This is a genomic window from Archangium gephyra, from assembly GCF_042230915.1.
Classification (GTDB): domain Bacteria; phylum Myxococcota; class Myxococcia; order Myxococcales; family Myxococcaceae; genus Archangium; species Archangium gephyra_B.
This window is the reverse complement of the sequence record NZ_CP102578.1, coordinates 8057852-8070046: the sequence shown is the minus strand read 5'-3', so window position 1 is coordinate 8070046 and position 12195 is coordinate 8057852. Positions and strand designations below refer to the sequence as shown.

Sequence of the window (12195 nt, the reverse complement as noted above, 5' to 3'; positions counted from 1 at the left end):
CGCTGTGTGGCGCGTTGCACACCTCCGAGGTGCTACCCCGGACCAGTGGCTTGGCGTGGGCCGTGCAGACATGCAGGGCATGAACAAGCTCCTGCCCTTGCTGACCCTCGCGACCACCGTTGGCTGCGGACCCTCCGTGATCGATGTGAGCCTGAAGGAGCTCCCCAGTCCGGTCCTCCGGGTCGAGCTCGAGACCGAGCTTGGCGACGAGATGGTGGTGATCGATCCCGAGCAGGAGGACATCAACGGGTCGTGTCACCGCGTGCCCGACGACACCCGGTTGACCGTCAATGGAACGCAGTTCAAGCGGGAGAGCCGGGGCGACAACGTCCGGGTCACCCAGGGCTACCACACCTGCATCATGCCCTGGTTCACGGGCCCCCGGCGTCCGGTCGATGAAACGCGCAGCGAGTTCATCGTCTCGGATGGGGAGACGCAGATGCGTGCGGTCTTCCAGTCGCTTCGGGCGGTCCGCCGCTTCCAGGTGAATGGCCAGGAGCAGGCCACCTTGCGCGGCGGGCAGGACGTCGACCTCGAGTGGTTCCCCGCGACGGATCGGCTCGAGACGCCGACGGTCACCCTGCGGGCCGAGGGGAGCACCAACGACAACTACTACTTCCCCCAGGTGGAAGGGGCACACATGCGCTTCACGCTCGGCGCGCTGCCGCCCGGCCGCTACGTGTTGAGCCTGACCGAGGGGACCGCGCACGTGGGCGTGGAGTCTTGTGAGGGCTTCACGGCCTGCGAGGCGCCCCTCTTCCTCAACGGCATCTCGGCGAGCGTCGTCATCGAGTAGGGGACGCGCCGTCAGGGCTTGCCGAGCAACTCCAGGGCGGAGGTGGTGAGCGCGGTGACGCCGGTGCGGAGCGTCCGTTCCCGGTCCGGGGCGAACAGCGGCGAGTGCAGCGAGGGGAGCGTCTCGCCCGCCGCCTTGGCTTCCGCGTGCCGCTTGGGCTCGACGGTGCCCAGCCAGAGCATCACCGCGGGGACGCCGGCGAGGCCGTACTCGGAGAAGTCCTCGCCGCCCATGACGGGCGTGGCCTCGCGGATGTTGTCCTTGCCGAGCACCCGGGTGACGGCGCCGATCAGCCGCTTCGTCAGCTCGGGGTCGTTGTAGGTGGCGGGAGTCCCCTCGGAGACGGACACCTCGGGCTTGCGGGGCGCGCCGGCGGCGGTGGCCTCGGCATTCACCACGCGCTCGATGCCGGCGAGCAGTTGCTTGCGGACCTCGGGCTTGTAGGAGCGCACGGTGAGCTGGAGCTTCACCTCGTCCGGGATGATGTTGTGCTTGGTGCCGCCGTGGATGGAGCCCACCGTCACCACCGCGGGCTCGAGCGGGGACTTCTCGCGGCTCACGAGCGTCTGCAGCGAGAGGATGGTGCGGGCCGCGAGCACGATGGGGTCCACGGTGGTGTGCGGGTAGGCGCCATGTCCGCCCTTGCCGTGGAGGGTGATGTCCACGGAGTCCACGTTGGCCAGGGCGTAGCCGGATACGTACTCGATGGAGCCCGACACGGCGGAGGCGCTGTTGTGGAGGGCGACGGCGAAGTCCGGCTTGGGGAAGCGCTTGTAGAGGCCATCCTGGAGCATGCCCCGCGCGCCGTTGCCCCGCTCCTCGGCGGGCTGACCCACCATGACGAGCGTGCCGCGCCAGCGGTCCTTCGTGCGCGCCAGGAGGGTGGCGGTGCCCACCCAGACCGTCATGTGGACGTCGTGTCCGCAGGCGTGCATCACGGGCACGCCCTGGCCGGTGTCATCCTTCGCCATCACCTTGCTGGCGTAGGGCAGCCCCGTCTTCTCCTCCACGGGGAGGGCATCCATGTCGGTGCGCAGCAGCACCGTGGGGCCCTTGCCGTTGCGCAGCACGGCCACCACGCCATGGCCGCCCACCTTCTGCGTCACCTCGAAGCCCAGCGTGCGCAGGCGCTCGGCGAGCTTCCCCGCGGTCTTCTCCTCCTGGTGGGAGAGCTCGGGGTTCTGGTGCAGGTCCCGGTAGAGGGCGTCCAGCTCGGGGTAGAGCCCGTCGAGGCCCTCCAGGGCGGGGGAGGGGGCCTTCGCGGCCCACGCGCTACCGGTGGGCCAGACAAGGGCGGCGAGGACGAGGGCGAGGAGGGAAAGGGATTTCACCGTGCGGTCTCCAGTCCGGGGCAGAGGCGCCGACTACAGCACGGCCGCGCCTGCGATGCCCATGGCTCTCGCACGGGGTACCCGGGCCATGAGCCGGCCCGGGCACGGGGACTTCAGGTGCTTACTTCAGCAGGCCTTCGGCCTTGAGGGCTGCCTGCACGTTGGGACGGCCGGCCACGCGCTCGTGGTAGGCCTTGAGCACCGGCCACTGGCCCAGGTCGATCTTCACGAACGCCGTCCAGCCCAGCACGGTGAAGAGGTAGGCGTCGGCCACGGTGAACTGCTCGCCCGTGAGGTAGGGACCCTTCTCGAGGAAGCTGTTCAGGTAGTTGAAGCGCTTGGCGAGGTTGTCGCGGACGATCTTCTTCGCGTCCTCGGGGTAGGTGGGGTTGAAGAGGGGGCTGAAGCCCTTGTGCAGCTCGGTGCTGATGAAGTTGAGCGTCTCCTGGAGGCGGTAGCGCTCCAGGGTGCCGTTGGCCGGGGCGAGCTTGGACTGGGGCGCCTTGTCGGCGAGGTACTGAACGATGGCGGGGCCCTCGGTGAGGACGCTGCCGTCATCGAGCTGCAGGGTCGGGACGTAGCCCTTGGGGTTGATGGTGGTGAAGTCCTTGCCGGACTCCGTCTTCTTGGTGCCCAGGTCGACCTTCTCGATGTCGAAGGACAGGCCCGCCTCGCGCAGGACGATGTGCGGCGACAGCGAGCAGGCACCGGGGGAGTAGTAGAGCTTCATGCGTGCGGACTCCTTGAATTTCGCCTGGGTGTAGGCGGCCGGGCAATTTGCACCGTTCCCCGTGCCCGCGCCATGAAATCCACCCGCACCGGGAGTCACAGCCGTGACACGGGGCGTACCGGCCGCGCACCGTCAGTCCAGGGCCGTTTCACGCCCGTGTCTGCATTCCCTCCATGAAAGGACGTACCGCCTGGGCGTCACCCGGCGATGTCAGGGCTGGCCTTTATCCACGTCAGACGAGCGCTCCTCCCTGGACAGGGGTGGAGCCCTCGTGGCCGGCCGGGCCATGGTTTGGATTCATGGAGAGCGTGAATGAACAGTGAATGGAATACACAGAGAAGGTTTTCGAAGCGGCCGCTCGGCCAACGTCTGGGATTGACCGTGGGACTGGTGGCCGCTGGGATGCAGGGGCTGTTGCCCCTCCCGGTGCAGGCGCAGGAGACTCCGCCGGTTCCGCCCGGTGTCATCTTCCTGGTGGACAACAACGAGTCCATGCAGGACTACCCGCAGTACCTGCCCGAGGCGTTCACGCCCGGCTTCTACCCCACGCCCGTCAATCCCAGGCCCGGAGACCTGGGAGGAGAAGGGTCGGCCGGCCTAGCCCTCAACACGGGCTGCTCGGACCCGGCGCTGGTCTCCGCGATGAGCTGGTTCGACAAGGACAGCACGGAGCTGCAGCGCAATGGCGCCATCCCCTTTGATTCCGACAGTGACCTGTACTCGCCGTTCTTCGAGCCGAACAAGTTCTACTTCTCGCGTGGCCGGCGCCTCGGCTGGAACGTGAAGGAGATGCCGTTCGCGGTCAACGGCAACGACTTCGCGGGTCCCTTGTTCACCATGGGGGACCCGCTGACGGCCTGCTACGCCAGCGTGGGCTGGGATCTGACGGACTATCCCTATACGGGGTCGGTCAGCGGCAATGCGCCGCTCATGAATGAGTGCGTGGCGTGCCTGACGAGCAAGGGCTGGTGGCGTGGTCCAATCGTGACGTCCAGGACCCAGGCGCAGAATCCGGGCCAGGCGGGCCCCGTTCAGGAGTTGGGGGAGCCGCCGCTTCCTCCCGAGGCGTTCCGCAAGTGGGTCCTCAGCGGCCGCGTGCTCAACGTGCGTCCGCCCCGGTTCGTGAATGCGCGCAAGGTGCTCAAGGATGTCATCCAGATGGTGACCAACACGCGCATGGGCGTGGCCACCTTCGGTGGGAATCAGGGCTGGTTCGATCCGCCGGAGCTGCTCGCGAAGCTTCGTCCGGCGTGCGATCAGTCCTCTCCGGTCTTCAACGACACGGCGCTGGACCGGCCCGGCTTGAGGCGGGCCGTCAACGCCGTGCGGTTCCGCAACCCGGAGCGCTCCCTGGGCGAGGCCCTGTTCGGTCTGGGGGGCTACTTCTCCTCGCAGGTGGTGGACAACCGGTGGGGGAGCTGGTTCCCGCAGCCCATCAGCCCGGGATGGGGCTGGCCGGGGTGCTGCAACGGTGGAACCTTCGACAACCCGTACACGGGCGAGCAGGGCATGTACTGGGGCGTTGCGTCTGACGAGTGGCTCAAGCCGGGCTTCACCGATCCCTGGTCCGGGGCCTACTTTCCGGGACAGCCCTGGGAGGGCACCGGAGCCGACAAGTCCGTCTGCAACGCCTCGCAGGTCAATGCCGTCATCGCGGTGACCAGCGGAACGCCCCGCTCCGACAACACGGTGCCCATCACCCGGATGATGGACCTCCTGAAGGCCAATGGGGCCCGGCACCCGGATGGCGTGCTGCTCACCTTCGACCCGGCCAACCCCGACACGAACCCCAACGTGGGCGGCGTGAACTACTGCGACCGGTTCGTGAAGTCCGACGGGTACCCCTGGGCCGAGTACTTCACGAAGGCGGACTGCGACTACACCGACTTCAACTGGCCCACGGGTCTGGCCGTGGGCAACAAGAACTTCATGGACGACGTGGCCTTCTTCCTGGCGAACACGGACCTGCGCGGCGACCTGGTGGGCGCCCAGCCGGTGCGCACGTACGTCATTGGCTACGGTGACAGCAGCCCCATGCTCCAGAGCATTGCCATGGCGGGCCAGGGCCGCTTCTACCGTGCCAACGGCATCGCCGAACTGCGAGCCGCCCTCCTGGACGCGATCGGCGCGTCCCACCCGCCCGCGGGCTCCACGCCGTAGCGCCGCGCTGACGGGCTGAGACGAGGCCAGGGCAGGGCGCCGGGGAGGCCCTGTCCTGGCCTTCGTAGTTTCCCGTACGCAAACCTTGCATACCGCAATCCCTACACACCGCAAACATTGCATACCGCAATCCTTGCAAGGGTTACATTGATGAGTCTTTCGCTCTCACGGAACCTTTGTTTCCCGGGTGGATGGAGGAGGAAATTCGATGTGAGGGTTTGCTTTGAGCATGTACAAGCGCTTGCTCGATGCTGTATCAAGATTGCCGCCTCGATGCCGGCCGTGGCCGTGAGAGGCGTTGACGCATTCCTTCCCAGGAGCCCCTGACATGCACAGTGATTTGGGCAGACGTGTAGGTTTTTCGCGGCGGTCGATCGGCCAGCGGTTGGGATTGACCGTGGGCCTGGTGGCGGCCGGGGTGCAGGGGCTGCTGCCCCTCCCGGTCCACGCGCAGGAGGTGCCGCCCGGGGTCATCTTCCTGGTGGACAACAACGAGTCCATGCAGGACTACCCGCAGTATCTGCCCGAGGCCTTCACGCCCGGCTACTACCCCACGCCCGTCAATCCCAAGCCCGGAGATCTCGGCGGACAAGGGCCGGCCGGACTCTCCGTCAACACCGGCTGCTCGGACCCGGCGCTCGTCTCCGCGATGAGCTGGTTCGACAAGAACAGCACCGACCCGGCGAAGAACGGCTCCATCCCCTATGACTCCGACAGCGACCTGAAGTCGCCCTTCTTCGAGCCGAACCGCTTCTACTACTCGCGTGGCCGGCGGCTCGGTTGGAACGTGAAGGAGAGCCCGTATGCGCTCAACGGCAACGACTTCGAAGGCCCCCTGAACAACTCCGGGGACACGCTCTCGGCCTGCTACGGCAGCGTGGGTTGGGACACGACGAACTACCCCTATGGAGGCACCACCGGCAATTCGCCCCTCATGGACGAGTGCATGGCGTGCCTGGCGAGCAAGGGCTGGTGGCGCGGTCCGATCGTGAACGCCAATACCAGTCCGTCCCAGGCGGGCCCGCAGCAGGTGGCCGGCGAGCCGCCGCTTCCTCCCGAGGCGTTCCGCAAGTGGGTCCTCAGCGGCCGCGTGCTCAACGTGCGTCCGCCCAAGTTCGTGGCGGCGCGCAAGGCGCTCAAGGACACCATCCGCACGGTGCCCCATACGCGCATGGGCGTGGCCACCTTCGGTGCGGACCATGGTTGGTTCGACCCGGCGTTGATGCTCGAGCCGATGCGTCCGGGCTGCGCGGACTCCGTTCCGCAGATCAGCGAGGCGGGGCTCAACCGGCCCCGGCTGATGCAGGCCGTCAACGAGGTGGACTTCCGCAACAACGAGCGTTCCACGGGTGAGGCGCTGTTCAGCCTGGGTGGCTACTTCTCCTCGCAGAAGGCGGACAACCGGTGGCAGAGCTGGTTCCAGCAGCCCATCAACCCCGGGTACTTCGGTTGGCCCGGGGGCTGGAATGGTGGCACCTACGATGACGTGTCCACGGGCCGGGATGGCGATTTCTGGGGCATGGACGCCAATGAGTGGCTCAAGGCGCCCTATTCGGACCCGGTCACGGGGAAGTACCTGCCGGGCCAGCCCTGGGAGGACACGACTCCCGGCGGACGCCGCTCCGTGTGCTCGGAGTCCCAGGCCAATGCCGTCATCGTGGTGACTGGCGGAGCGCCCTACTTCGACAACACGGTGCCCATCACCAAGATGATGGACATCCTCGAGTCCAATGGGGCCCGGCACCCGGATGGCTCGCTGCTCATGTTCGATCCGTCCAACCCCGAGACGAACCCCAACGTGGGCGGCGTGAACTACTGCGACCTGGTTGGCTCCACCAAGGCCGCGTGTGACTACACCGCCTACAACTGGCCGACGGGCCTCGCCGTGGGCAACAAGAACTTCATGGATGACGTGGCCTTCTTCCTGGCGAACACGGACCTGCGCGGCGACATGCCGGGCAAGCAGACGGTGCGCACGTTCGTCGTCGGCTACGGTGACAGCAGCCCCATGCTCAAGAGCATGGCCCTGGCGGGCCGGGGCAGCTTCTTCCGTGCGGATCAGCCGGGCGCCCTGCGGGACGTCATCCTGTTCTCGCTCGGCCAGGGCCGCGCCAACAACTGCTCCGCGCCGTAACGTCCCTTCCGCGGGATGAGACGAGGCCAGGGGAGGGCGCCGTGAGGCCCTGTCCTGGCCTTCGTCATGTGCGGGCCCGGCCCATTCCGTGACACCATGGGCGGGCCGGGTGGCGGTCTTCCACCGGGAGGGGTTGCATGAGCTACGTCGGTACGTACCGCAGACTCGCCGAGGCCTTTCAGGACGGCAGGGGCGCTGGAAGCATGGACACCGGACTCGTCCTGCATCAGCGCCGGTTCCGCTCCGCGCAAGAGGCCGCCAGCGGAGGCCCCCTGCCGCTCCCGGTGCCGGAGGACGCGCTCGAGCCGGAGTCCCACAAGGGACTGCTCGACCGGGATGAGGGCGTCGAGGAGAACGTCGACTTCCCGTACCGCGTCCTCGCGCCGCCCGGCTGCGAGCGCAGCTCCCGGGGCGTGGTCCTCCTCCACGGCCTCAACGAGCGCCGCTGGGAGAAGTACCTGCCCTGGGCCAAGGCCCTCGTCGAGGGGCTCGGCGTGCCCGTCATCCTCTTTCCCACCGCCTTCCACATGGACCGCTCTCCGGCGCTCTGGTCCGACCCGCGATCCATGCGGCAGCTCAGCCGCGAGCGCATGCGCCGGATTCCTGCGCTCGAGGCCTCCAGCTTCGCCAACGCCGCCTTGAGCACCCGCATCCACGCGCGGCCGGAGCGCTTCGTCTGGTCAGGGGTCCGTACCTTGAAGGATCTCTCGCGCCTCTCCGAGAGCATCCACCAAGGGGACGAGCCGCTTCTCGCGCCCGGCGCCCGGCTCGACGTCTTCGCGTACTCCATCGGCGCCTTCCTGGCCGAGCTGCTCTTCATGGCCGATGACGGTGGGCGGTTCGCCGGCTCCCGGCTCGTGACTTTCTGCGGGGGCTGCCTCCTGTCGCAGACGTCGCCCTTGGCCCGGGAGATCCTCGACAGCGCGGCCGCCCGGGCGTTGCACGTGTTCCTCGATCAGCTCGACGCGCACAAGCAGCAGCGGCCCCCACTGGGCAGGCTCCTCTCGGAGGACGCCGTGGGCCGTGCCTTCGAGCTCATGGTGCGTGACGACCGGCACCATGCCGAGCGTGAGGCTGCCCTCCAGCGGATCGGCTCCCGTGTCCGGGCCATTCCCCTGCGCAAGGACAGCGTCATGCCGGCCAATGCCGTGGCCGGGACGCTCTCGGGCTCCGGGGCGCGGGTGGAGATCCTCGACATGGCGTACGACTACGATCACGCGAACCCGTTCCCCCTGCAGGGCGCCGACGAGGCGGAGGTCGAGCGCGGGTTCACCGCCGTGTTCGATCGTGCCGTGGAGTGGCTGCGAGGGTGATCAGGCGCCGGCCAGGTCTCGCAGCGTGGACGTCTTCAGGCGGCGTTTGGCGTCCTTCGCGGACAGCCCCGTGAAGTGCATGGCCAGCGCCACCTTCACTTCGTTGCCGGCCTGCTCCAGCAGCCGCTTCGCCGCCGCCGGGCTCAGGTCCGTCAGCTCCGCCACCATCCGCGCCGCCCGGTTGCGCAGCTTCTCGTTCGTGGGCAGCACGTCCACCATCCGTCCCCGGTACACCTTGCCCAGGGTGACGAAGGCCGTCGTGGTGAGCGCGTTGAGGATCAGCTTCGTCGCCGTGCCCGCCTTCAGCCGCGTGCTGCCCGCCACCAACTCCGGTCCCGTCTCGGCCAGCAGCACGTGGTCCGCCTTCGCCTTCGGGCCCGGCCGGTTGCAGCACACCAGCACTGTGCGCGCGCCCCGCCGCCGGGCCTCGTCCAGCGCTCCCAGCACGAAGGGCGTCCGGGCGCTCGCGGAGATGCCGCACACCACGTCCCGCGGGCCCACGCGCAGCCGGATCACGGACGCGGCGCCGGCCTCGGCGTCATCCTCCGCGCCCTCCACCGCGTGCGTCATCGCCCGGCGGCCACCGGCGATCACCGCTTGGACCTGGGAAGGGGAGGCGCCGAACGTGGGCGGGCACTCACTCGCGTCGAGCACCCCGAGGCGCCCGCTGGTTCCGGCTCCCACGTAGAGCAGACGGCCGCCCGCCCGCAATGCATCCGCTACGGTCCGAGCCACTCGCGCGACTTCCGCGAGTGCGGGACGGACCGCACGGACGGCGGCTTCGTCTTCTTGATGCAACCGGCGGACGACCTCTTCCGTGGAGACGAGGTCCAGGTCCTCCGACCGGGGGTGCTGCCGCTCGCTGGGCGGGAGCGCGGCCTTCTTCGAGCGCGATCTTCCCACCCGCGAGCTCAGGGCGACCTCAGGCTGCCTTCGTCACCTTGCCCGCCTTGATGCAGCGGGTGCAGGCCAGCACGCGCTCCGTGCGCCCTTCAACGGACGCCCGGATCTTCTGCAGATTCGGGAGGGTCCGCTTCTTCGTCTTGTTGTTCGCGTGGCTGACGTTGTTGCCCACGAGCGGCCGCTTCCCGCAGATGTCACACTTCCAGGCCATGACTGCCAACTCCTTGAAATCAGGGACGAAATGAGAGCCCGCCCTAAGAGAGCGGCGGAACCTATCTACAAACCACCGGAAAATCCAGTCTGATCGGGCCTCAGCGCTTGAGGACCGCCTTCTTCTTCAGCATCTCCTGGACCAGACGCACCGCGCGGGCGCCCGCCAGGAACTCGCCCTCGAGTCCCAGGCCGGGGAGGACCTCGCGTCCGGCCAGCAGCAGGTTCTTCGTGGGAGTGTGTTGTTTCAACCCCGTGACGCCCAGCACCGCTTCCGAGTCGAAGACGTAGTGGGGGTGGGGCATGAGCCGGCTGCCTCGCACCGCGCCGGCATCCAGGTAGGGGGCCGAGCGCAGCAGGCGCTTGTCCTTGGTGAAGGGCATCAGCGCGTCGAGGTGGGCGTCGATGCGCATGGCCAGCGACTGGAGGTAGCCCTCGCCCAGGTCCCGCACGCTGGCGGGGAAGAAGCCACCGGCGCAGAGGACGCGCAGGGTGGGGTCCTCCTTGCCGTCGGGCTTGCGGGCGGGGTGCTGCTGGAGGAGCAGGGGGCCGAGCTCGGCATCCTGGGTGTCCACCAGGAGCAGCTCGCCCATGCCGCGCGGGAGCACTGCCTCGGGCACCACCCAGTTTACCGCGAAGAGGAAGGACTTGAGGGTGGACAGGTCCAGGTGCTCGCTCAGACCGCGGTGCTTCTTGCGGTCGGTGATGAGCCGGCGCAGCGCCCCCGCGTCCGTGGCGGACACCAGGCACGAGGCCCGGTAGAGCGTGTCCGAGCGCAGCAGCTTCACCGCGGAGAAGCGGCCGCCCTCGAAGTGCAGCTCCTCCACCACGTAGGTGTCCGTGTTCTCGGGGCTGAGCAGGTCACCGCCCAGCTCCACGAGCCGCTCGAAGAGGAGCTGGCGCAGGCCGTCGCGCCCGCCCGGGTAGCGCCAGGGCGTCTGCAGTGCCTGGGACAGGGGACGGGTGCGCGCCAGGGGCGTGGCGGGCTGATCCAGGTGGACGACGAAGGGCAGCAGGCCCCGCAGCAGCTTGGAGGGCTCGTCCTCTCCGGTGAGGCGCGGCTCCGTCTGGAGCCCTGGGTGTTGGCCCACGCGCTTCTTGAGGTTCCAGGACTCGAGGATGCCGTCCGGCGGCAGCGGCGGGCCCTCCTTGAGGAAGGCGTCGGAGGGCTCGTGCTGCTGGGCGGTGGCGGTGAGGTCCGCGAGCATGCGCTCGCCGTCGGTGCCGAACTCGCGCAGGAACTCGGCGCGACGGCGGGTGGCGTCGGCGTGCAGGTCCACGCGGTGGCGCGGCATCACCAGCTGCAGGTCGGGTACGTGCGGCTGCTGGTTGCGCTGGAGCTGCGCGGTGAGGCTCAGCTCGGTGAAGGCCTCCTCCACCGCGGGCATCGTCTTGAGGGCCGGGGCGACGAAGGGCGCGTAGGGCAGCACGAAACCGTCGTGCTCGTAGCCCGGCCCCGTGCCGTCGTGCTCCACCAGGAGCACGCTGTATCCCCGCTTGGCGAGCAGTGCCGCGGCGAGCGCTCCACCGAGCTGGCTGCCCAGGACGATCACGTCATAGACGTGCCGGGAGGGCGCCGTGGTGGAGGGGAGCGGCTTGGATTTGGCGACCATTGCGGCGCGCACACTACACACGTTGGCATGGGCCCGGCAGCGCTTTCCCGCTCAAGGAGCCCAAAAAGGGCCGGGAGGAGCCCGGTTCCAGCAGGGGCGGCTGGAGACGGGCCAGTCGCCTCTACGGCTCGGGCTCGCCGGAGGGCTCCGGCGGGAGCCAGCGAGGGGTCTCCCGCGGCTCGGGACGGCCCTCGAGCAGCTCGTGGGGGCGGAACGTCCCCTTGTAGCGCAGAGACGCGCACTCCTGGACGCGGTAGCCGAGGTACACGTGGGGCAGGCCCCGGGCCCGCGCCAGCTCCACCTGGAACACCACGTTGGCGGAGCCCGGCGAGTAGCGCGCGTAGGCGGGATCGAAGAAGAAGTACACCGCGCTCCAGGCCTGGGGCGTCTCGTCACAGATGCCCAGGCCCACCAGCCGCGGCCCGCCCTCGGCGGTGTCGTCGTAGTAGGCCACCTCGCGCGCGGCGGGGTGGGGGAAGGCGAACTGGAGGAAGTAGTCGCGCAGCCCGAGCGGCGAGGCGTCCCAGTCGCGCGTCTGCTCGCGCTCGGCGTGCCAGGCGCGGTAGAGCGCCAGCCGCGACTCGTCCACCCGGGGCGGCCCCACCTCCACGCGGAAGTGGGCGCACGCGGCCCGGGCCCGGCGCTGGCTGCGGTTGGGCTGGAAGGTGTCCGTGGGGATGCGCAGCGAGACGCACCGGTTGCACGCCTCGCACGCGGGCCGGAAGTACATCGGGCCGAAGCGGCGCCACCCGCGCACGAGCATCCGCTCGTACTCCTCCGCCGTCACGTCCTGCATCACCAGTTGCTCCAGCGAGGAGAGCTGGTCCGGCAGGTAGTTGCAGGGGCCGGGCGGCTCGACGGTATGTCCCAGGATGATGGCCATGGCTTCCCCTGGGTTCCTGGGGGATGGCGGCTTTTCCGTCAAGCGAGATGGTGGCGCCGTGCGGATGCCTGGACAGCAGGCGGGCGGGGCGTTCCTACCGCGGCGCCGCCCCCCGCTCCTCG

10 protein-coding genes are annotated in these 12195 nt (G+C 68.9%); 4 read left to right on the top strand and 6 right to left on the bottom strand.

Annotated elements, in window-relative coordinates; translation table 11 throughout:
• Positions 1 to 79: 79 nt before the first annotated feature.
• Entirely contained in the window at positions 80 to 796 is a 717-nt protein-coding gene (locus tag NR798_RS31485; protein WP_375766220.1) for a hypothetical protein, read from the top strand.
• An 11-nt stretch (positions 797 to 807) separates the two neighbouring features.
• Here NR798_RS31485 and NR798_RS31480 read toward each other — a convergent pair whose 3' ends face one another.
• Both NR798_RS31480 and gstA read right to left on the bottom strand, forming a co-directional pair.
• Positions 808 to 2127: an amidohydrolase gene (locus tag NR798_RS31480; RefSeq protein WP_375766219.1), complete on the bottom strand. Its 1320-nt coding sequence runs from the start codon at positions 2125 to 2127 to the stop codon at positions 808 to 810.
• Between the two features lie 121 nt (positions 2128 to 2248).
• On the bottom strand, positions 2249 to 2857 hold the full coding sequence (gstA, locus tag NR798_RS31475; protein WP_375766218.1) for a glutathione transferase GstA: 609 nt from the start codon (positions 2855 to 2857) through the stop codon (positions 2249 to 2251).
• A 381-nt stretch (positions 2858 to 3238) separates the two neighbouring features.
• On the opposite strand from gstA, the gene NR798_RS31470 reads away from it, so the two are divergent.
• The 3 genes from NR798_RS31470 to NR798_RS31460 all read left to right on the top strand — a co-directional run bounded on the left by NR798_RS31470 (position 3239) and on the right by NR798_RS31460 (position 8464).
• A complete protein-coding gene (locus NR798_RS31470; RefSeq protein ID WP_375766217.1) occupies positions 3239 to 5017 on the top strand; it encodes a hypothetical protein in 1779 nt (592 codons plus the stop codon).
• A gap of 328 nt (positions 5018 to 5345) precedes the next feature.
• Positions 5346 to 7151, top strand: coding sequence for a hypothetical protein (locus tag NR798_RS31465; protein WP_375766216.1), 1806 nt, complete (start codon positions 5346 to 5348; stop codon positions 7149 to 7151).
• Positions 7152 to 7288: 137 nt separating this feature from the next.
• Entirely contained in the window at positions 7289 to 8464 is a 1176-nt protein-coding gene (locus NR798_RS31460) for a DUF6051 family protein (RefSeq protein ID WP_375766215.1), read from the top strand.
• Here NR798_RS31460 and murQ read toward each other — a convergent pair whose 3' ends face one another.
• The 4 genes from murQ to NR798_RS31440 form a co-directional block, all read right to left on the bottom strand.
• A complete protein-coding gene (gene murQ / locus NR798_RS31455; protein WP_375766214.1) occupies positions 8465 to 9367 on the bottom strand; it encodes an N-acetylmuramic acid 6-phosphate etherase in 903 nt (300 codons plus the stop codon). It abuts the gene before it with no gap.
• A gap of 19 nt (positions 9368 to 9386) precedes the next feature.
• A complete protein-coding gene (gene rpmB / locus NR798_RS31450; RefSeq protein ID WP_043403428.1) occupies positions 9387 to 9578 on the bottom strand; it encodes a 50S ribosomal protein L28 in 192 nt (63 codons plus the stop codon).
• A 100-nt stretch (positions 9579 to 9678) separates the two neighbouring features.
• Complete coding sequence (locus tag NR798_RS31445) at positions 9679 to 11190, bottom strand: NAD(P)-binding protein (protein ID WP_375766213.1); 1512 nt, start codon at positions 11188 to 11190, stop codon at positions 9679 to 9681.
• Between the two features lie 121 nt (positions 11191 to 11311).
• Positions 11312 to 12073 carry an arginyltransferase gene (locus NR798_RS31440; RefSeq protein ID WP_375766212.1) on the bottom strand — a complete coding sequence of 254 codons (762 nt, stop codon included), beginning with the start codon at positions 12071 to 12073 and terminating at the stop codon, positions 11312 to 11314.
• Positions 12074 to 12195: the final 122 nt, after the last annotated feature.